The organism is Campylobacter sp. RM5063 (assembly GCF_024723655.1).
Classification (GTDB): Bacteria; Campylobacterota; Campylobacteria; order Campylobacterales; family Campylobacteraceae; genus Campylobacter_D; species Campylobacter_D lari_D.
The window spans coordinates 42,132-62,527 of record NZ_JANQDA010000002.1; the positions used below are offsets into that span (position 1 = coordinate 42,132).

Annotated in this window: 24 protein-coding genes and 2 pseudogenes; 7 read left to right on the forward strand and 19 right to left on the reverse strand. The window is 29.9% G+C overall.

Features of this window, described 5'->3' with window-relative positions:
• Position 1: 1 nt before the first annotated feature.
• From greA to CAMP5063_RS01145, 7 genes are all read right to left on the reverse strand, one after another.
• Positions 2-487, reverse strand: coding sequence for a transcription elongation factor GreA (greA, locus tag CAMP5063_RS01115; protein WP_039619215.1), 486 nt, complete (start codon positions 485-487; stop codon positions 2-4).
• 9 nt (positions 488-496) lie between these two features.
• Complete coding sequence (gene lpxB / locus CAMP5063_RS01120; RefSeq protein WP_337194646.1) at positions 497-1,594, reverse strand: lipid-A-disaccharide synthase; 1,098 nt, start codon at positions 1,592-1,594, stop codon at positions 497-499.
• An 8-nt stretch (positions 1,595-1,602) separates the two neighbouring features.
• Positions 1,603-2,172, reverse strand: a complete 570-nt coding sequence (locus CAMP5063_RS01125) for a hypothetical protein (protein ID WP_133319532.1) — start codon at positions 2,170-2,172, stop codon at positions 1,603-1,605.
• 1 nt (position 2,173) lies between these two features.
• Positions 2,174-3,559, reverse strand: coding sequence for an AAA family ATPase (locus CAMP5063_RS01130; RefSeq protein WP_133319531.1), 1,386 nt, complete (start codon positions 3,557-3,559; stop codon positions 2,174-2,176).
• Positions 3,560-3,683: 124 nt separating this feature from the next.
• Entirely contained in the window at positions 3,684-4,256 is a 573-nt protein-coding gene (locus tag CAMP5063_RS01135) for a cytolethal distending toxin subunit A (protein ID WP_133319530.1), read from the reverse strand.
• A 9-nt stretch (positions 4,257-4,265) separates the two neighbouring features.
• Positions 4,266-5,069 carry a cytolethal distending toxin subunit B family protein gene (locus tag CAMP5063_RS01140; RefSeq protein ID WP_133319572.1) on the reverse strand — a complete coding sequence of 268 codons (804 nt, stop codon included), beginning with the start codon at positions 5,067-5,069 and terminating at the stop codon, positions 4,266-4,268.
• Between the two features lie 2 nt (positions 5,070-5,071).
• Positions 5,072-5,878 carry a cytolethal distending toxin subunit A/C gene (locus tag CAMP5063_RS01145; RefSeq protein WP_133319529.1) on the reverse strand — a complete coding sequence of 269 codons (807 nt, stop codon included), beginning with the start codon at positions 5,876-5,878 and terminating at the stop codon, positions 5,072-5,074.
• A gap of 156 nt (positions 5,879-6,034) precedes the next feature.
• On the opposite strand from CAMP5063_RS01145, the gene pepT reads away from it, so the two are divergent.
• On the forward strand, positions 6,035-7,261 hold the full coding sequence (pepT, locus tag CAMP5063_RS01150; RefSeq protein ID WP_133319528.1) for a peptidase T: 1,227 nt from the start codon (positions 6,035-6,037) through the stop codon (positions 7,259-7,261).
• 24 nt (positions 7,262-7,285) lie between these two features.
• Here the strand turns inward: pepT and dcuC are convergent, their stop codons facing one another.
• Together dcuC and pepE are read right to left on the reverse strand one after the other, a co-directional pair.
• Entirely contained in the window at positions 7,286-8,578 is a 1,293-nt protein-coding gene (dcuC, locus tag CAMP5063_RS01155) for a C4-dicarboxylate transporter DcuC (protein WP_337194647.1), read from the reverse strand.
• A 9-nt stretch (positions 8,579-8,587) separates the two neighbouring features.
• On the reverse strand, positions 8,588-9,292 hold the full coding sequence (pepE, locus tag CAMP5063_RS01160) for a dipeptidase PepE (protein WP_337194648.1): 705 nt from the start codon (positions 9,290-9,292) through the stop codon (positions 8,588-8,590).
• 120 nt (positions 9,293-9,412) lie between these two features.
• Here pepE and surE point away from each other — a divergent pair, with 120 nt between their 5' ends.
• The 5 genes and pseudogenes from surE (at position 9,413) to CAMP5063_RS01185 (ending at position 12,402) form a co-directional block, all read left to right on the forward strand.
• Positions 9,413-10,186, forward strand: coding sequence for a 5'/3'-nucleotidase SurE (gene surE / locus CAMP5063_RS01165; RefSeq protein WP_133319525.1), 774 nt, complete (start codon positions 9,413-9,415; stop codon positions 10,184-10,186).
• Complete coding sequence (locus tag CAMP5063_RS01170) at positions 10,179-10,832, forward strand: ThiF family adenylyltransferase (protein WP_220566570.1); 654 nt, start codon at positions 10,179-10,181, stop codon at positions 10,830-10,832. The genes surE and CAMP5063_RS01170 overlap by 8 nt, the downstream gene beginning before the upstream one ends.
• A complete protein-coding gene (locus tag CAMP5063_RS01175; RefSeq protein ID WP_263661491.1) occupies positions 10,816-11,271 on the forward strand; it encodes a GNAT family N-acetyltransferase in 456 nt (151 codons plus the stop codon). Before CAMP5063_RS01170 ends, CAMP5063_RS01175 begins: the two co-directional genes overlap by 17 nt.
• A pseudogene (locus CAMP5063_RS01180) lies at positions 11,261-11,567 on the forward strand (hypothetical protein); the annotation flags it as partial. The gene CAMP5063_RS01175 and the pseudogene CAMP5063_RS01180, both read left to right, overlap by 11 nt.
• Positions 11,568-11,580: 13 nt before the next feature.
• A complete protein-coding gene (locus CAMP5063_RS01185) occupies positions 11,581-12,402 on the forward strand; it encodes a CPBP family intramembrane glutamic endopeptidase (protein WP_263664577.1) in 822 nt (273 codons plus the stop codon).
• A 3-nt stretch (positions 12,403-12,405) separates the two neighbouring features.
• On the opposite strand, the gene CAMP5063_RS01190 is transcribed toward CAMP5063_RS01185, so the two are convergent.
• From CAMP5063_RS01190 to CAMP5063_RS01205, 4 genes are read right to left on the reverse strand one after another with little or no spacing between them, the layout of a single operon-like run.
• Positions 12,406-13,104 carry a methyltransferase domain-containing protein gene (locus tag CAMP5063_RS01190; RefSeq protein WP_337194649.1) on the reverse strand — a complete coding sequence of 233 codons (699 nt, stop codon included), beginning with the start codon at positions 13,102-13,104 and terminating at the stop codon, positions 12,406-12,408.
• Entirely contained in the window at positions 13,089-13,715 is a 627-nt protein-coding gene (locus CAMP5063_RS01195; protein ID WP_337194650.1) for a pimeloyl-ACP methyl esterase BioG family protein, read from the reverse strand. Before CAMP5063_RS01195 ends, CAMP5063_RS01190 begins: the two co-directional genes overlap by 16 nt.
• On the reverse strand, positions 13,712-14,836 hold the full coding sequence (locus CAMP5063_RS01200; protein ID WP_337194651.1) for an aminotransferase class I/II-fold pyridoxal phosphate-dependent enzyme: 1,125 nt from the start codon (positions 14,834-14,836) through the stop codon (positions 13,712-13,714). Before CAMP5063_RS01200 ends, CAMP5063_RS01195 begins: the two co-directional genes overlap by 4 nt.
• Entirely contained in the window at positions 14,836-15,564 is a 729-nt protein-coding gene (locus CAMP5063_RS01205; RefSeq protein WP_337194652.1) for a tetratricopeptide repeat protein, read from the reverse strand. The genes CAMP5063_RS01200 and CAMP5063_RS01205 overlap by 1 nt, the downstream gene beginning before the upstream one ends.
• A 129-nt stretch (positions 15,565-15,693) precedes the next feature.
• On the opposite strand from CAMP5063_RS01205, the gene CAMP5063_RS01210 reads away from it, so the two are divergent.
• On the forward strand, positions 15,694-16,962 hold the full coding sequence (locus CAMP5063_RS01210; protein ID WP_337194653.1) for an adenosylmethionine--8-amino-7-oxononanoate transaminase: 1,269 nt from the start codon (positions 15,694-15,696) through the stop codon (positions 16,960-16,962).
• Here CAMP5063_RS01210 and bioD read toward each other — a convergent pair.
• From bioD to CAMP5063_RS01240, 6 genes and pseudogenes are all read right to left on the reverse strand, one after another.
• On the reverse strand, positions 16,936-17,508 hold the full coding sequence (gene bioD, locus CAMP5063_RS01215) for a dethiobiotin synthase (protein ID WP_133319517.1): 573 nt from the start codon (positions 17,506-17,508) through the stop codon (positions 16,936-16,938). The two genes, CAMP5063_RS01210 and bioD, sit on opposite strands and share 27 nt — an antisense overlap.
• 7 nt (positions 17,509-17,515) lie before the next feature.
• Entirely contained in the window at positions 17,516-17,830 is a 315-nt protein-coding gene (locus tag CAMP5063_RS01220; protein WP_087699706.1) for a DMT family transporter, read from the reverse strand.
• Entirely contained in the window at positions 17,830-18,177 is a 348-nt protein-coding gene (locus tag CAMP5063_RS01225; RefSeq protein ID WP_087699708.1) for a DMT family transporter, read from the reverse strand. Before CAMP5063_RS01225 ends, CAMP5063_RS01220 begins: the two co-directional genes overlap by 1 nt.
• A gap of 63 nt (positions 18,178-18,240) precedes the next feature.
• Positions 18,241-19,434: a methyl-accepting chemotaxis protein gene (locus tag CAMP5063_RS01230; RefSeq protein ID WP_442863205.1), complete on the reverse strand. Its 1,194-nt coding sequence runs from the start codon at positions 19,432-19,434 to the stop codon at positions 18,241-18,243.
• 21 nt (positions 19,435-19,455) lie between these two features.
• Positions 19,456-19,791 (reverse strand): annotated as a pseudogene (locus tag CAMP5063_RS01235) (cache domain-containing protein); the annotation flags it as partial.
• 18 nt (positions 19,792-19,809) lie between these two features.
• Positions 19,810-20,232: a hypothetical protein gene (locus tag CAMP5063_RS01240; protein ID WP_337194654.1), complete on the reverse strand. Its 423-nt coding sequence runs from the start codon at positions 20,230-20,232 to the stop codon at positions 19,810-19,812.
• Between the last annotated feature and the right edge of the window lie 164 nt (positions 20,233-20,396).

Below are 20,396 nucleotides of genomic sequence, written 5' to 3' on the forward strand. Positions count from 1 at the left end.
ATTAAAATTCCAAAGCTTTGTATTCTATAGAAATGATTTCAAATTCACTCTCGCCTTTTGGCAAACGCACTTTAAAATCATCCCCTTCTTTTTTACCAAGCATTGCTTTAGCAATAGGCGAACTAATGGAAATATAGCCTTTTTCTAAATTTCCTTCATTTACCCCTACCAAAGTATAAGTGCTTTGTTTTTCACTTTCTAAATCCTCTACAACAACAGTTGAGCCAAATTTCACACTATCATGCTCATAAGAAGATGGATCGATGATTTGTGCTCTTGAGATCAAATCTCCAAGTTCAGCAATCTTTCCTTCTATAAAAGCTTGTTTTTCTCTAGCCGCGTGATATTCTGCATTTTCTTTTAAATCTCCATGGCTTCTTGCTATGTCTATTTCTTCTACTACTTTTGGGCGTTCAACTTTTTTTAAATGCTCTAATTCTTTTTCTAATTTCTCATAGCCGTATTTACTCATAGGTTCTTTTTGCATGATTTATCCTTATTTGATTTCATAAAGTATTTTAGCTAAATTTTTTGCACTTGCAAATTGCAAATATTCTTTTAAAAAATCTACTTTATCAAAAAATGCCTTATAATCGTATTTAAGATAAGCTTGATATAAATTTTCCACATTCACTTGCTCTTGTAAAAATTCAGGATTAAGCTCGCTTTTTCCTGCAAAATCCAAAAAGATATTTGCAAGGCCTATATGTTTGAGTTTTACAAAACATCTTGCGATAAATACATCAATAGCTTTAGCTTTATAAGCAAGCACAAAAGGCGTACCAACCAAAGCTGCTTCAAGTGTAGCTGTGCCGCTACAAATAAAAGCAAAATCAGCATTTTTTAGCACCTTTGGGGTGTTAGTTTGAATTTCAAAATTACTCATTTCTCCGTAAATTTCTAATCTTTTTAAATTAAACTCGGGTACGCAAAGGATTTTTTTACCTTTAAATTTAGTGCTTAACTCTCTAAAAATAGGCATCAAACGCTTTATTTCACTTTTTCTTGAGCCCGGTAAGAAAGCGATGATTTTTTCATCATCTTTTTTTGAAAGTATAGAATTTATATCTTCTTGATTTTTAATTTCTTTTATCTCATCTAAAAGCGGATGTCCCACATAAGTGCTTTTACTAAAAAACTCACTATCAAAAGGTAAAATAGAAGCTAACACATCAAAATGACTTTCTATGATAGGAATGCGTCCTTTTTTCCATGCCCAAACTTGAGGTAAAATATAATAAATTCTTTTTACTTTGGAATTTGCTTTTTTTAAAGCCTTTGCAAAAGGTAAGTTAAAGGCAGGAGAATCTATACATAAAATCGCATCAATTTTTTGAGCAAAACTTAAACTCACTAGCTCTTTTATGGCTCTTTTGGCTTTTAAAATGAGCGGCAAAACCTCTATAAAACCCATAGCACTAAACTCATGTGAGCTATAAAGTGGCTTGGAATTTAGACTAAATTCTTCACATAAATTCTCATCATAAATTCCCACTAAATCAAATTCTTTATACTCATTTTTATAAGCTTTTAAAACTTCTTTTAAATGCAAATTTGCTGAAGGCTCTAAGGCACAAACTAAAAAGGTTTTCATTTAAATTCCTAAATAAAATTATAAGGATTTACATTAAAATGTTTTTCAGATAAACAACAATCTTGTATTGCTGTTTCTTTATATTTTCTTTTATTATCTTTTCCGATAGTTTTTTTTAAATTAACTTTATTTATTCTAGGATATAACATAAAATATTTACTTTCATTTAGAGCTTTAGTAAAGCAATCTATATCTACTTTATGTGCAAAGCTATAGCATTTAAAAAGATATTCAAGCCATAATTTAGAATATAATATTTGACATCTTGCTTTTTCTAAGTCAGTATTACTACTTTTTATTTCACAAAAACTAATTTTTACCTTATTATTTTTAGAATAAACTATTATAAAATCGCAAGATAAATTAGTTTTATGCAACCAATCTTCTTCATTAGAATAATTAAGCAAAGTATGTTGGCTTTTATGATGATTTTCTTGTCTAATTACTATAAAATCTTCATTGTTTTTAGTAAAATTTACACCTAGAATTTTAGTTCTTCCATCATTTCTTTCTTTAATATTTTCACAAAGTAAATTTTGATTTATGTTTTCTTTAAATGTTTTAAGACTATTATCCATTTTAATCTTTCATAAACATACTAGCCATTTTTTCATCTATATTTATAGTTTGTTCGATAACATCATTAAATGTTTCCATATCTATGCCATTTTCACTGCTTATATCTACCTTTTTTAATGTATTTTTTTTGCTTTTTTTGTCATAAAACGCAATATAAGCATTTACATCTTTTTTTGATAATTTATAACTATCATCATATTCTTTAAAATTTTCTTTTATCTTTTCATTTGTAAAATTGTTTAAAATAATACAATTATTTAATTCTCTAACTACATAATCGCTATGAGTAGTAATAAAAATTTTAATACCTGCATTTGCCAAAAGAACAAGAAGCCTTGCTAATAAAATTTGATTTTTAGGATGAAGATTAAGCTCTGGTTCATCTATCATCAAAATATCACCTTTTTGAGCAACATGCAAAATATAAAAATACAACATCAACAAAGATCTAGCAGAACTTGAAGCTACTTCGATATTAAAAAATTTCTTACTGCCTTTTGGCTGATATAAAATACCATAATCTGTAGCTTTATATTTTCCACCTACTACTTTTCCTAGTAAATCTAAAATATTTTTATATTTATCTTTATCTTTTTTAAACATACTTTCTAATTTTGATTTTTGTTTTACGTCTCTTATAAAATTTATATTATCTCTTACAGGTTTTGGATAAAGTTGATTTTTTTCCTCTATTTTTTTGTGAAATTCAAATAAATCAACATCTTCTTCTTTTAATATTTTTTGCATAGCTTCTAATTTTGCTATTTTAATAAAATCTAATTCTTCTTGAAAAATAGAAGCACCAGTTCTTTCAACGCTTAAAATAAAATTTTTCATAAAAATATAATTCAATAAATTATCAAAAAATATTTCTAAATACTCTTCAAATTCAAGTTTGTTTAAATTAGAAAAACCAATACCATCATCATAAACTATATGTTTAGCTTTTGCTCTATTGTTTAAATTTAATTTTTCTAAATACTGCTTTATAGCTTGCTTAACATTTTCTAAAGAAATTTGCATATCTACATCAAATTCTGCATTTGCAAAATCTTCATTTTTACCTGCTAAAACTTTGACAAGTATGCGATGAGAATATAATTTTGTTTTATTTTTTATATGATCTTCTAATTTGTTTTTAATATCTATATAGGTTAATTTTAGCTCTTGTGTATCTTTTATGTCATTACTTAAATTTTCATCATAAAGTTTTCTTTTTCTAACAAAAAAATTCTCTCTGACAATTCTCATAAAATCTAAATAACCATACAAACTATAAGTAGCATAAGTTTTTCCGGTATTGTTTTCACCGCAAATTAGAGTAATATTTCCTACTTCAAATTCTGCCTCATCAAGCATTCCAACATTTTTTAATTTTACTTTCATATTTTTCCTTCAATATATCTACTGTGTAGGATTTATATTTTGGCTATTAAAATTATCTACAAAAATTTAAAGACATTCTAACAAATTTTAACTTAGAGTTTAAACCCGCAAAAGCGGGTTAAATTTAATAAATCGGAGTTGCTTCAACAATAGCAGGAGCAAAGAAAAATAACTCTTTTAACTCTATCGGCACAGAAGGATTTACAGTGCAATCATCTAAGCCAAAACGATTTTCTATAGGCACGCGCGCTTCATAAAAGGTACTCATGCATTTTACCCCGCCATGAGTTAAAGATCTAATTTGCACAGCTGAACTTGTAGTAGGCATGATAGAAAAAACCGTTTGCATTTGCCCATCTTGCAAATCTTGCTTGCAAGATTTCACTCCAAAAGATTTTTCACTTAAGACAGCTAAACATACATCAGCACCTCTAGGGTTTATAAACTGCACATAGCCAAAAGGGCGTTGCACGGCATATCTATCTTTTTGTTTTAACGCATCGCTAAGAATTATCTCTTTTAAAAACCAATTTTGCTCTTCTAGTTTTTCAGAGCTATATCTAAAAGGACTAAGTGAAATTCCCGTTTCTAAAGATCTTATCGCGAACATAGGTGTAAAATCTTCTAAATCATCAAATAAAACTTCAGCTTTTAAAAAACTTAAAATAAAGCAAAATAAAATACAAATTTTTCTCATCATCTTCTCCTAAGGTCTTCTAAAATTTACAGGAAAATGATCCGAAGCTAAAAAAGTCCTAAGTCCTGCTACAGCTAAGATTGCAAGAATTCTAGGCGGACTATATAAAGATGTAGTGCTTGAATTTCCCGTAATTGCATAATCAATTGTATTGCCACCTGTTTGTGTAAAAGAAGGAGGTGCGACTATATTAATGCGAGATCTTAAATCCGGATCAATTAAATTTACAATAGTCCCAGGAGGTCTGTTAAAATCCCCTAAAATCATCCAATTAACCTGTGGCATATTCCTAAAGTGCATATCCACAGCACTTATAATAGCCCCTGCATCATTACCGCCTCTTGATAAAGCGTGTATGCTAAAAAACGCATCATTTCCTATACGAATTCCTATAATAGGCCTTGAAGCAACGGTTGGAGGTGGTAAAACTATCACCTCATCAGCTCGCGTTCTACTCACAATAGCCATATTTACGCGATTTGCCCCAACATCAACTCTTGAGTAGTATATATAAACTGAATTTGGACGACTTGATGAACCCAAATTCCACTCATACTCATGAATAGGAATGCCAACTCCCACGGGTTGAACTTGTCTTGGCGTCATTATAGCAGTACTTGGTAAAACTCCTGCTTCTTGAACAGCCAAAATATCCATAGGATTGGCACCGGTTACAAGCTGTCTTATGCTAATATTCCACTTACTTTCAGTAGAAGCTGATGCACCTTGTAAATTCCAAGTACCGCTATTATAATTTTCCAAAGCAGCAAATAATAAATTAAAACTAAAAATCAAAAATACTATCTTTTTCATCATCACTCTCCCGTATAAGCATAAGGCGATCTTGTTTGAAAAGCAGGCGCACTAATGCTCCATTGTCTATCTAAATTTTTTTCTTTTGATTTCAAACAAGGTGTCAAATAAATACTATAATAGTCAAAATAAAATTCCTCCATTACATTTCCAACTGTCGTTTGTATACATTGTTGTGTTGCAAAATTTTGAATTTGATAAGCACCATTGCTCATAGGATATAATCTCCAAAATTGTGCAAAATTTGTCTGATCGCAAGGATAATGTACTATACCATTACCATAAGCATTTAAGCAAGTTAAAGTTTTTGCATTTTTAATCATCACAGTATTATTTGGAAATTCAATGAGTTGCCACACTCTTGCATCACCAAAAGATTTACTATCAAATAAATTATACCCCCATATCCAATTGCCTGGATTTAAAGCCCAAACCGTTAATGCAGCTCCATTTGGGTTCATAATAGTTACAAAATCGCTTACAAATCCTATATTTTCATACAAAGCATTTGAAGTAAATCCATTGCTTGATGTAAGCCTTGGTAATGGTCCTTTTACAGCATTATCTCCTTTAAAAGTATTGACTTTCATAAGAGGTGGCTCAAGTGGTATAGCTGGGATTTTCTTACCTTCCACTAAAGTTGGTGTTTTTTGTTTAGCCGGTGGAGTTGGATTTTTACCTATTTTCAAAGGATCTCCATCGCTAAATTCTCCAAAAGAACGCCCTAAAGGATTGATTTCTTTAGAAGAACATCCAACAAAAAAAGTTATAAATACGCTCAATATCATCATAAATCTAAGTTTTTGCATATTCTCTCCTTAAAAAATATAAATTTAAATATATTATCATAATTTTAAATAAATTTTGATAGAAAATATCATTTAATAAAATCTTCTTAGATTGATCAAATATTTTAAAAATGAATTGTTATAATTTTATTAATTTTAATCTAAAAAGGAAAAATTATGGATATTGTACAAAGATTTATAAATTACACTAAGATTAATACTACTACAAGTAGAGAAAATGGCGCCAAAGGCATTATGCCATCAAGTCCTAATCAAATGGAGCTTGCAAAATTACTTGAAAAAGAATTACAAGAACTAGGTTTAAAAGACATCAAAAGAAGAGAAAACACCATTACCACAGCTCTTTTACCAGCAAACACTCCAAATGCTCCTAAAATAGCCTTTTTTGCGCATTTAGATACAAGTATGGAACAAACTAATGACACCAAAGCACAAATCACTAAGTATCAAGGTGGAGATATATGCTTAAATAAAAACTTAGATCTTTATTTGAAAGAAAGTGAATTTAAAGAGCTTAAAAACTACATAGGAGATGATATTATCCACACTGATGGCACAAGCTTGCTTGGAGCTGATGATAAAGCAGCTATTGCAGCTATTATGGATATGCTTGAATTTTTTGTTAAAAATCCTGATATTAAGCATGGTGATATTTATGCTTGCTTTTTACCTGATGAAGAACAAGGTTTAAGAGGTGCAAAAGCTTTTGATATAAAAGAAATTAATGCTGATTTTGGATATTGTTTAGATTGTTGCGAGATAGGAGAGTTTATTTATGAAAATTGGAATGCAGGAGATTGTGAAGTAGAATTTATAGGAAAATCTGCTCATCCTATGAGTGCTAAGGGAAAATTAGTTAATTCTTTACTTTTAGCACATAAATTTATCTCTATGCTTCCAAATGGCGAAGCACCTGAATACACAGAAAATAAAGAAGGATATTTTTGGGTTAAAGAACTCAAGGGAAATAGTGCTAAAACTATTTTAAAAATAGATATTAGAGAATTTGATGATGAAAAATACAAACAAAGAATGCAATTTTTACAAGATTTAAACGATAGTTTTAAAAAGCTATATGGAGAAGAAAGAATTAACATTAAGCTTAACGATCGTTATAAAAATGTCTTTAATAGTCTAAAAACAACCAAATCTTTGCCTATTAAACTTGCTTTACAAGCTTATGAAAATTTAAATATCAAAACTAAAATCATTCCTATGCGTGGAGGATACGATGGAGCGGTACTTTCAGAAAAAGGCCTACCTTGTCCAAATATCTTTACTGGAGCACATAATTTTCACTCTATTTATGAGTATTTACCTGTTAAATCTTTAAAAGCAGCGAGCAAAGTTATACAAGAAATCATCATCCTAGCCGCAAAATAATTTTAAACCTTTTAAGGCTTAAAATTATAATAACACAAAAGCAATTACAATCACCGAAACAACACAACCCAAAGCAGTTCTTTTAACAATTTCTAAAGGACTAACCCCAGCTATAGCTGAAACGATGATACAAGCTCCTAAAATAGGCGAAAGGTATCTTCCAAGCACTGCTGACATTGCCACTGCAGTACCAAGTTTAACTTGATCAAAACCAAGATCTTGAGCATGAATAGTTACAGCCTTGTTAAATGCCATAGCAGCAGCATCACCGCTACCTGTAATCATAGCCATTAAAAATGGTATAAAAGTTCCACCAAAACGCACATAATGCTGTTCATTTTTAAGCCATTCTATGATAATATCAATTACACCGCATGCTTTTAAACCCGCAACAAAAACACTAGCAGCTATGATAATCCCTATAATCTCTGCATAAGATTTTCCCATACCATTGAAAAACTCTTTAAAAATATTATCAGGCTTACTCATAGTTACTACCAAAGCTATAATCGCCCCTAAAAGCATGGCTTCAGCAACTCCAACTTGTTTTGTCCATGTTAAAAACTCATAATCATTTAAAGGACTTGCGCCTATGATTAGTACAATCAAAGGCACTAAAGGCATAAGCGCATAAAATACATTTACTTTTTCAATATTATCTTCAGTCTTGTTTTGATTAGCCACTTCAAAAACTTGCCCTTTTTGATAATCTTTAAAAATCACTGCCATAATCATCAAAGAAATCATCACTATCACTCCTGCTGTTAATGCATTTGGAGTTTGAGTTAAAACAATTTCTTGTATATTTTTCCCTGAAATTTCAGAAATCAAAGCCGTATGAGAAACACCTGGACTTAAAATTCCTCCTATAGTTCCACAAAGCACTGTTGCTGCTGCCATGGCAGGTTTTATACCCGAAGCCATTAAAAGTGGTATTAAAGTCGCACCAACTGCAGCTGAACATCCTGCCGCTGAAGGTATAGCTATAGCGATGAAAAAAGTTACCATAAAAGCAAGTGGGATTAAGAAAAATCCTACATTTTTCAAAGGTGTTGTAAGTAATTTAACCAAATGTTTATCACATTTAGTCACTTTCATCACAAAAGCAAAGCCCATACTTGCACAAATTGCCTTAATCAAAGCAGGTTGCACCATAGCATGTGTAAAAGCACTCAAAGCTTCAATGGGCTTAAGCGAAATCAAACATAAAATAAAACCAACACTAATTAAAGCTGTTTTTGTTTCTACTTTTTTAATAAGCAAATAAACCACAGCCACAATACCAAAAATCGCAGCTAAAAGATAAAAAGTTTGCATTTTTCTCCTTTAGATTTTAGTTATTTGATTGATTTTTAAATATTCTACATTAAAAGGATGACTTAGCTTTAACACATCATGATAACCTATGATTTTTAAGCTATCATCTTGCACTTTTAATGCAGAACCCTCCGGTATAGCATAAACAATGTCTTTTGGATTAGTTAATAAAAACTCTTCCAAACGCTCCTCTCTACTTTCTCCGTTGTGTCCAGGAATTTTCCCGCCAATAAAATGTGGGTTGATTTGATAAGGAAAAACCCCTAAACTATCAAAACTTTTTGGCATAACAATAGGCATATCATTAGTTGTTTTTATGCTAAGACCTGCTATATTTGAGCCTGCGCTCCAACCTATATAACAAGCCCCTTTTTCAATACGCTCTTTTAACACTTCAAGCAAATCATTTTCATATAATTTATGCAAAAGCATAAAACTATTGCCACCACCTACTAAAAAAACTTTTGCATTTAAAATCGTTTCTTTTAAATTTTCAAAATGGTGTAATGATTTGATATTATCTTTTTTCAAGCCTTCTTTTACCTTAGCTTCATAAGCATCATAAGTCCTTCTAACACCCGCATAAGGTATAAAAAGAATTTCTTCATCTTTCATGGAATTTTCTTTTAAAAAATCATCTATAAATTCTCTAGTATGACTTAAATAAGCGCTATCTTTATAGCCAGAAGCACTAAAAAGTAAAAGTTTTGACATCATTCTTTCCTTTAAAAAATTAATCAAAACTATAATTTTAATATTTAAAAAATGAAAAAACAATTTAGTAATAAAAAAATATTGTATTACTTGTGTTAGAATTTAAAAAAAGGAAAAAACATGAAAGAAATTTTAATAACAAACGATGATGGCTATGAAAGTGAGGGTTTAAAAAAGCTTATAAAAATGCTAAGAAAGCATTTTAAAGCTAAAATTACCATAGTAGCTCCTGCTAGTGAAAAATCAGCATGCTCACACTCTATAACACTAACTAAGCCTTTAAGATTTCATAAGGTTGGAAAAAGATTTTACAAGCTTGATGATGGCACGCCTGCAGATTGTATTTATCTAGCTTTACATGCTTTATATAAAAAGCGTTTGCCTGATCTTGTCATAAGTGGAATTAACAAAGGTGCTAATGTAGGCGAGGATATAACCTACTCAGGAACTTGCGCAGGTGCTATGGAAGCAGTACTTCATGGAATTCCTGCCATAGCTTTATCGCAATTTTACAAAGATAATCAAAAAGAGCTTGATTATAAACTTGCTTTAAAACTTACTAAAAAAATAGTCAAAAATATCTTTGAAAAAGGCTTTCCTTTAGATAAAAAAGAATTTTTAAATATCAACTTTCCTTCTAGTAAAACAGCCTTTCAAGGCTTAAAAATTTGCAAAGCAGGTAAAAGAATTTATAGCTATAAAGCACATTCTAATACAAACCCAAGAGGTGTAGAATACTATTGGCTAGCTGCTGCTAATCTTGATCATGAAAATGAAAAAGATTCAGACATAGCACTTTTAAAACAAGGCTATGCCACAATAACCCCTATAATGCTTGATCTAACAGCTTATAAACAAATGAAAAATCTCAAAAAATGGATGAAAAATGGATAGATACACGCGTATAAAATGGCTTATTAATGAAGAAAATTTTATCAAAATTCAAAACACTAAAGTTTTAGTTTGTGGGCTTGGTGGAGTTGGTGGAATTTGTGTTGATGCGCTTTTTAGAAGTGGCTTTAGTAATCTAACTTTAATTGATGCGGATAAATTTGAAACTACTAATCAAAACCGCCAGCTTCATAGTGAAAATATAGGCGAAGAAAAAGCTAAGGTTTTTGAGCGTATTTACAATGCTAAAGGTATAGTCAGTAAAATCGATGATGAGTTTTTGAAAAGTTTTAATTTGAGTGAATTTGATCTTATCATCGATGCGATCGATGATATACCTGCTAAGGTTGCTTTGGCTAATTTACTTGATTTGAAAAAGCAAATTTTTATCTCATCAACCGGTGGAGCTAGAAAGCTTGATCCAACGCGTATTAAAACGACAAGCATATTTAAAACACATGGCGATGCTTTAGCTAAAAAATTCCGCTATGAGCTTAGAAAATCAGGCTTTAAAGGGGATTTTGATGTGGTATTTTCAGATGAAGAAGCCCATTGTAAAGATCTTGGCTCATTTATGGGTGTAACAGCTTCTTTTGGACTTGCTCTAGCTTCTTTGGCTTTAAGGAAAGTGCTTGATAAGAAAGCTTGATATAAAAGACTTAGCTCCTTGTATCAAGCTTTTTAAGCAAAGCGTATCCATTCTTTGTAAAAATGATTATACAAAAGAACAAATTCGTGCTTGGATTAATATAAACCAAAAAGCTTGGGAAGAAAAATTTCAAAATCAACTAGGTTTTATTTATGAAGAAAAAGGCCAAATTGTATCTTTTATAAGTATAAATTTAGAAGAAAAAACACTCGATCTTTGCTTTACTCATGCAAACTATGCTCATCAAGGTTATGGTAAAGCTTTATTAGAATTTGCTCTTAAAAACTACCCTTATAGTGAAATTTATACTTTTGCTAGCCTTAGTGCTAAAAATTTCTTTTTAAAAGCAGGATTTAAAATCATCAAAGAAAACATTGCTATAAGAGATCAACAAGAATTAAAAAATTTTTTCATGAAAAAGAAAATAAAACGATTTTAAAAAAACAAACAAAATGCATTTTATCTGCTTCTACTTTAAAATTTTTAATGTCTTAATTACACTCAATAAAGGTATTATAAAAGATAATAATAAATTTTTCACTACAAAGATAAAAATTATAAATATCATCAAGCTAAGTAAAAACACAAACTGGAATTTAAAACAATATAGACAAATTGTAGGTTTTATAAAAAGTAACAAAATTTACGCTTTTGTCTTAAATATATAAATGTAAATGATTAAAAAAGCTTTACCTAAGAGAAGAAGTAGTAAAACTATATCTAGATCAATTATAAACAAGGATTTTATATGTTAGCTTTAAGCACTCATCTTTTTTTGGCTATTTCTTTGATATTACTTTCATTTGATAAAGTCAAAATTTCGTATATTTTTTTACTCTTTTCAGTCTTGTTGGGATATGTATTTAAAATTATAGATATAACTTTTATAGTGATTAATGTATTAGTTTTTATAACGGCTATATTGTATCAGTATAAAAAAATTTTCATATTAGAAATAGCTTTATTTATCTATGCTTTAGCTTTATTTCTTCATTTTATCCCTGGTGTAAATAACATCAAAGTTTTAGATCAAGTTTATGCAAGCACAAATAGCGCACCTTTTAATCTTTACTTTAGTATTGACAAGCCACTAGGGGTTTTTATACTTTTTATACTTTTTCCTATTTTATTTAAAAACACAAACTACACCAAAGCTTCAGCGATAAAATGGAGCTTATTGCTTTTATCTCCTATTCTTTTGCTGTGCGTGCCTTGGTATTTGGGTGTTATCAAACTAGAAATAAGCATACCATCATGGATTTTATATTTTTTATTTTCAAATCTTTTGTTAGTTGCTTTAGTAGAAGAAGCTTTTTTTAGAGGTTATCTCCAACAAAGACTTACACAATTTATTCACCCCAATCTTGCTTTATTAATCGCAAGCATAGCTTTTGGATTAGTGCATTATAAAAGCGGTGTTTTGATGATTGTATTTGCTAGTGTTGCAGGCGTGATTTATGGCTTAGCTTATAAACACTCAAAAAGCTTATGGATGAGCGTATTGTTTCACTATGGATTAAATTTAATCCATTTGATATTTTTTACCTATCCATTTTACTTAAAACATTAGCGATTATAGTTTTCTAACTAGAAAAAATAAAGGATGATAAGTCAAGGTATTTTGAAATTCTTTTTCATAGTTTTTTAAAAATGCCTTGCTTATAAAAAATTTATCACTCAAAGCATTTACTCCGCTTAATTTCAAATGCCTAAAAAGTTCCAAAGTATGATCAAATTTTAACTCTTTTAACTCTTCTTTTGTTTTTATGATCTTAAAATTTTTAGAAAGCTTTTGCCTAATTTGCTCTAAAGTTAAATACTCAAGTGATAAATTAGTGCTTTGTTTTATTTGAGTGAAATTTTTTTCTCCAAAAGTAGAAAAAAGCAAAATCCCATTTTTATTTAACATATTTGCAAAATTTTCTAAAAGCTCATCTATCTTTAGCCACTGCATACAAGCATTTGAAGCTATAAGATCAAATTTTTTCGTATAAAAATGATGATTTTTAAGTTCATTCATATCAAAAACACCAAATTCATCAAACTTACAAGGATTTTCAAAAGGATAAATATCATTTAAAAAATAATGCTTAAATTTAATACACTCTTGCAAAGCCTTACTAAAAACCCCTACTCCACAGCCAAACTCAAATACCGCTTTAAAATCGCTCAAATCATTCTCACTAAGCATTTTACAAAGCTCTTTAACCATGTCTTTTTGCACTGGTGTATTTGCGCTATAAGTATCTTTTGCTCTTATGAAAGTTTGCAAAGCTCTTCCCAAGTGTGGTATTTAAAAAATGCAAAATGTGGCTCATCGATAAACATTGCCTTTTCTTTAAAAAAATTTAAAACATGTTTTGGTGGAAAGATCTTATCATCTTTGCTAATTATGGCTTTATCCCAAGTGAAATTTTCATTTAAGTTTTTAGTGCAAAACTCATATAAACTTAAAAGTTCTGCTTTTAAATGCTCGTTTTTTTCAAAGTAAAATTCATCACTTAAACTCATTCTTTTTTCAAGCAAATTTGCTTTAAAATCCTCTAAAGCAAATCTTTTTATCGTAAGTTTAAAAATGGCTTTTTTAATCCCAAATTCATCATTTATAGGTAAATTTGTGCCATTTATGGCTATTTTTTTATCAAATTTTATATCTTTTAAAATTTTACTCGCCACACAAACTCCCATAGAAAAGCCAACAAGAGTGATTTTTTCAAATTTATTAAAATCAATTTCCCAATCAAAACTCGTATAATCATACGCCATTAAAACATTTACGTCACTTTTTAAATGCGTAAAATGGCTAAAATGCGAGCAAAATCCTGAAAAAAATAAAATCAACTCAGATGAATTTGCATTTTCATGTAAAAAATGAGTTTTCAAAATACCTCCAAAACCTTTTTTAAGTCTTTTTTCACTAAACCAGTATGCAAAGAAAAGCGAATTCTAGCTGTATTTTTAGCTACGGTTGGCTCTTTAATAGCAGGTGCAAAAATACCATTTTCTAAAAGCTTTTGTGAAATTTGACTAGCTAGTGCATTTTGCCCTAAAATAAAAGATATCACATAAGCCTCGCCTAGAACTGCACCTTTACTTGCTAAAGCATTTTTAAACCAAGTGCTTAACTCTAAAAGTTCTTTTCTTTGAGCGCTAAATTCATGCAAATGCTTAAAAACATGCAAAGTCCAAGCTACATTGATAGGCGCAATAGCAGTTGAGTATATAAAGGCCCTTGCTTTGTTAATAAAAAAATCTTTTTCATTACTTATCATACAAGCTCCCATGGAAGCTATGGCCTTACCAAAGGTAAAAACTAAAAAATCCACTTCCTTTTCTAAGCCCAAAAATTTCACATAACCCAAACCATCATCATTAAAACACCCTATGCTATGAGCTTCATCGATGTAAATTTTGATATTTTTAAACTCTTTTTTTAAATTTATGAATTCTTTTATAGGCGCAAAATCTCCATCCATACTAAATAGCGCTTCACTTATGATGATGATATTTTCAAATTCTTTATAATGCTTTTGCACTAAGCTTTGTAAATGCTTTATATCATTGTGCTTAAATCTTATAAATTTAGCCCCGCCAAGCCTTAAACCATCAATAATACTTGCATGTACTTGCTTATCTGCCAAAAATAAAGTATTTTTAATGCTTGCTAAAGCTTGCAAACAGCTAACATTTAAGGCATAGCCATTATTAAAATGCAAGATTTTTCTGCCTAGCTTAGCTTCTAAAAAGCTTTCAAATTCATCAAAAATCGCATAATTTCCACTCAAGCTTCTTGAACTTGAACTAGAAAATTCAAATTCTTTTAAATGCGTTAAAAAATCTTGCTTCAATGCTTTTTCATTGCTTAAATTTAGATAATCATTACTCGCTAAATTCAGCAATTTTTGCTCATTATAAATAACATATTTTCCCTCATGTTTTAATGAGCGTAGAATTCTAAAATTATCTTGTTGTTTTAACTCATCTAAAATTTGTGCAATTTGCATTATTGTTTAAGCCTTGCGTAAGCTTGACAACCTAAATCATTTTTTAAATCACAAGCCTTGCCAAAATATTCTAAAGCCTTAGAAGTGTCTTTTCTAACGCCTTTTCCAAGTGCATACATAACTCCAAGATTAGAACAACCAACCCCATCATTTAAATTACAAGCTTTTACATAAAGTTCAACTGCTTTAAAATTATCTTTTTTTACACCATACCCATTTGCATACATAAAACCAAGATTAGAACAACCAGAGCCTTCATTTAAATTACATGATTTTTGATACAATTCTACCGCTTTAAAATTATCTTTTCTTATACCATAACCTTTTTCATACATTACACCAAGATTAAAACAACCCAAGCCTTTTTCTAAACCACATGCTTTTTGATACAATTCCACTGCTTTGAAATTATCTTTTCTTACACCTTTTCCATCCATATACATAACACCTAGATTAAAACAACCATCTCTACTATTTAAACCACATGCTTTTTGATATAATTCTACTGCTTTGAAATTATCCTTTTTTATACCTTGTCCATTTGCATACATGAAACCAAGATTAGAACAGCCATTTCCACTATTTAAATCACAGGCTTTTTTATAATACTTCATAGCATTTATATAATCACCACTCTCATAGGCTTTAATTCCTTTTTCAACCAAATCCTCTTGTGTGTATGCAAAATTTAAAAATAAAATCGCTAAGATAATCAAAACTTTTTTCATACTTTATCTCCAAATTTAAGATAAAAAACTAATTATATAAATATTTTCTAAATAATCCTTTTTCATTTTAAAGCATAAATTTGAGTAAAAATTGTAGTATCATTAGTAATAAAAATCAAAGAAGTAAAAATGAATTTAAAAGAACTAGACTTAAAACACATTTGGCACCCTTGCACGCAAATGAGCGATCATGAGTTTTTGCCTTTAATACCTATAAAAAAGGCTAAGGGAGTGTATTTGTATGATTTTGATGAAAAATCCTACATAGACTGCATTAGCTCTTGGTGGGTAAATATCTTTGGCCATTGTAATGAATATATCAATGAAAAAACCAAAGATCAACTTCAAAATTTAGAGCATGTCTTGCTTGCAGGCTTTTCACATGAGCCTATCATAAAGCTTTCTCAAAGACTTTGCAAGCTTTTACCTTTTGATAAATGCTTTTTTGCAGACAATGGTAGTTCAGCCATAGAAGTGGCTTTAAAAATGAGCTTTCAATACCACTTAAACAATGACTCTAAAAAGGATAAATTTTTATCGCTTAGCAATTCTTACCATGGAGAAACCCTAGGTGCATTAAGCATTGGCGATGTAGCACTTTATAAAAAAACCTATGAGCCTTTACTTTTAAAAAGTATCACAACGCCTGTGCCAACAAGCAGAGACTATACAAAAGAACTCGAAATTCTAGAAAGCATTTTAAAAAATCATCATCATGAAATTTGTGCTTTTATACTTGAGCCTTTACTTCAATGTGCGGGCAATATGCATATGTACGAGCTTGGGTATTTAGATGAGGCAGTTAAACTTGCTAAAGATTATGGCGTGCAAGTGATATTTGATGAGATAGCCACAGGTTTTGGACGCACAGGGGAGATGTTTGCGCTTGATTATTGCTCACAAAGTATTGATTATATATGTCTTTCTAAAGCTATCACGGGTGGGTATTTACCACTTTCAGTGGTGCTTACTAAAGATGAAATTTATGAGAAATTTTATGATAGCTATGAGAGCCAAAAGGCCTTTTTACACTCTCACTCTTACACGGGTAATGCCCTAGCTTGTGCAGCGGCTAATGCGACTTTGGATATTTTTGAAAAAGAAAATATCATCGCAAAAAATAAAATCAAAAGTGCTTTTATAAAAACTCAATGGGAGAGTTTAAAAGAATTTGACTTTTTAGGAAATTTTAGAAATTTAGGCATGGTAAGTGCATTTGATATACAAAAAAGCAAATATCAAAGAGCAGGACTTGAAGTCTTTCAAAGAGCCTTAGAAAAAGGCTTGCTTTTAAGACCACTTGGAAATACAATTTATTTCATGCCACCATATGTTATAAATGAAGATGAAATTGCTTATATAGTGCAGTCTTTAAGAGAGATTTTCAAGGATTTTTGAAAGTTTTTCACACACTTTATCATCAAATTCTATGATAGGAATTTTAGCGTAATTGCTTATAAAATCCTTGCTAAAAGTATCTTGGGTTTTTAAGATTAAAGCAAGGATTTTAATATCTCTTTGTTTTAGTGCTTCTATGCTTAAAAGCGTGTGATTGATACTTCCTAGATAGTCTTTTGCGACTAAAATCGTAGGGTGCTTAAACGCACTCATATAATCAATCATTGTTTTTTCATCATCAAGGGGCGAAAAAAGCCCACCAGCTAGCTCGATGATGAGTTTATCACTTTGTGGAATTTGTATATCAAAAGCTTTATAATTTAAATTCTCTAAAATCCTACCTTTGTGTGGTGAAGCAGGAGTTTGTAAAAACACGCCTTCTTTGAAAATCTTAGTTTTTGGGCTAAACTCAGCTACTACCTCGCTATCTTTTGGCGTGCCTGCTTGGATAAGCTTAAAATAATCAAAACCCAATTCTTTACAAATTCTAGCACTTAGATAAGTTTTACCAACATCTGTGTCTATACCGCTAATGTATATTTTCATTTTAAACCTATGAAAGTATTTTTAAACCCACGGTGCAAGCAATGATAAGAGCAATCAAAAAAAGCTTTAAAAAGCTTTTGCTTTCTTTATAAAAAAGCACCCCTATGATAACCCCGCCTGCAGTTCCAGCTCCTGTCCATATAGAATAAGCCACACTCATAGCAATACTTTGCATACTAAGGCTTAAAAATCCAAATGAAAAAGCAAAACACACTATCAAAGCTAAAAGATAAAGCTTATTTTTAGTGCTTACAAGTTGTTTCATAATAATCACGCCAAAAATTTCAAAAGCAGTCGCCAAAAACAAAAAGAACCATTCCATTACTTAGCTTCCTTGCTAATGATTTTAAGGCCTATGATACTTAAAAGCAAAATGGCTATTAAAGTAAGCTTGGTAATAGAGCTTGGCTCATTGAAAATAAACATCTCATTAAGCACCACTCCAACCGTGCCAATACCTACAAAAACACTATAAGCAATACTTACTTCAAGTCTTTCACAAGCTTTCAAAAAACATGTAAAAGATATACAAACTCCAATGGCTGTTAAAGCATAATGCCAAATTTCAGTAGAGTATTTTAAACCACTTACCCAAAAACACTCAACCAAACCACCTAAAATTACCATAAACCAACCAAAATTAGAGCTTATTTTTGTTCTTTCAATCATAATCTACCTTTTTTTAAAAGTGCAAATTATAACCAAAATTACAAAATAATAAGCTCCTTGGTATTAAATTTTCTTACTTTCTACCTCTTTTAATATATCTTGAGAAATATCCCCTACTTCTTTAGTAGTTTCATTAGTAAAATTAGCTATTTTTACATTTTCTTTTGTGACATCTTCTAGTTGAATTATCGCATCATTGATTTGTGAAATACTTTGAGTTTGTTCATGCATTGATATAGAAACATCATTAACACTTTGAACTAAAATATTTACATTAGCTTCTATCTCACCTAAACTTCTTTCTGTCTTTTCAGCCAAATGACGCACCTCATCAGCAACCACAGCAAAACCTCTGCCATGTTCGCCCGCACGAGCAGCTTCTATGGCAGCATTTAATGCTAATAAATTTGTTTGTTCTGCTATGTCCTTGATCACATTTACTACTTCTTTAATATTTTCAGCTTGAGAAACAACCTCTGTAGTTTTACCTCCAACATTTTGCATAGAAATGTTTATTTGCTCTACTGCTTTTATGGATTTTTCCAAAGAATTTGATTGAGAATAAGTTCCATCAACAAGTTTTTGCATAAATTCTTCTAGTTTTTCACATTGTATAGTTAGTTTATGTGCAAATTTAGAAGAAGAAATCAACATCTTTTTGATTTCTAAACCTAAAACATTTGTTGTTATTTCTACACTTCCTTTTGCATTTTCAACCTGTGTTGAAAAATCTAAAGCCTTATAACTTTCAAGCACTCTATCAAGCTCGTTGATGTTTGATCCTATTTTCTCTTCTAAAATATCAAGCAATTCATTTAATACATTTTTTAACTCTATTAGTTGAGGGTTTATAGGATCATTATCAATTCTAACAGATAAATCTCCAAGTTCTATCTCTTTCAACTTTTGAACACTTTCAAACACAGCCTTCTTGTCTTGCTTTAAATTCTTTTGGATATTTTTTATACCATTATTGATTTCTTTACCAATAATAGCAAATTCATCATTTCCTTTGATATTTAAATCTATATCTTTCATATCGCCTTTGTAGTTTAAACTTTCAAAAAAATCTTCTAAAGCTTCTTTAATAAATATAATTTTCTTAAGAAAATGCTCTATCATACCACCCAAAATAACGATAATAACAAGGACAAAAATCACACCAAATATAACTTGGGTAATTAAAAGTCCGTTTAAAACCTCATCATAATCACTCAAAGCATTAGAAGAACACAAAGTTAAAGAATTTTCTCCCATAATACACACAGCTAAGCGTTCTTGACCTTTAAGTTTATACAAAATCAAATCAGTAGTTTCATTTGGAGTTACACTTGCAACATTAACAAAATTTTTTAACACTTCTTTAACTTCATTGTCTTCATAAAAATCTATATTAGCAGAAGAATGAGCTATCATTTCCTTTCTTTCATTGATTAAAAACACATTATTACTTGCAGTAGTTTTTAATCTTCCAAAAGCATTGCGTATATCATCTAGAAAAAATTCACCTGCTAAAACTCCATAAAATTTCCCATCAATAACAATCGGAATTGACACTGACAAAGCTATTTTTTTAGTTACGACATCTAAAAAAGGTTCTGAAATGCTTACCTTATTTTTATTTTTTGCATTTTAATACCACACGCGTTCTCTAGCATCAAAACCATCTTTTTCTTGATTTAAAATAAAATGTTTTCCTTTAGAATTAATATCTACATCAATTAAGCTACCATCTTTTTCATACCCAACATAAATAGCATTAAAAGAATAAAAACCAAACATCTTTTCTAAAAAAGAACCAATATATTCCTCACTTACATTTTTATGTTCAATAATATTTGCAGCGATTTTTTTAATATTCTCTATCTTGGTATTGAAGTATAAATCTGAAAAATTTTTTCCATTTTTAACACTTTCTTGCTTTCCACTTACAATACTTTGAAGAATATCCGTTTTAGACGAATAATAATTTAGTCCAACAAAAATACCAAATCCAACAACCAAAATCAAAGCTGTGAAAAATGATATTTTCTTAGCTACAATAGTTTTAAACATTAAAATACCTCCTAATTTTGCAATAAATATAAAAACATTTTAATTAATTTCTAAAAAATTTTTCAAAAATAACACCTATAAAAATAAAAAGTAGAATTTTTGTCCTAAAAATACTCATTTATTAATTAAATTTTAGTTATATTTAATTTTTATTAAATATAATA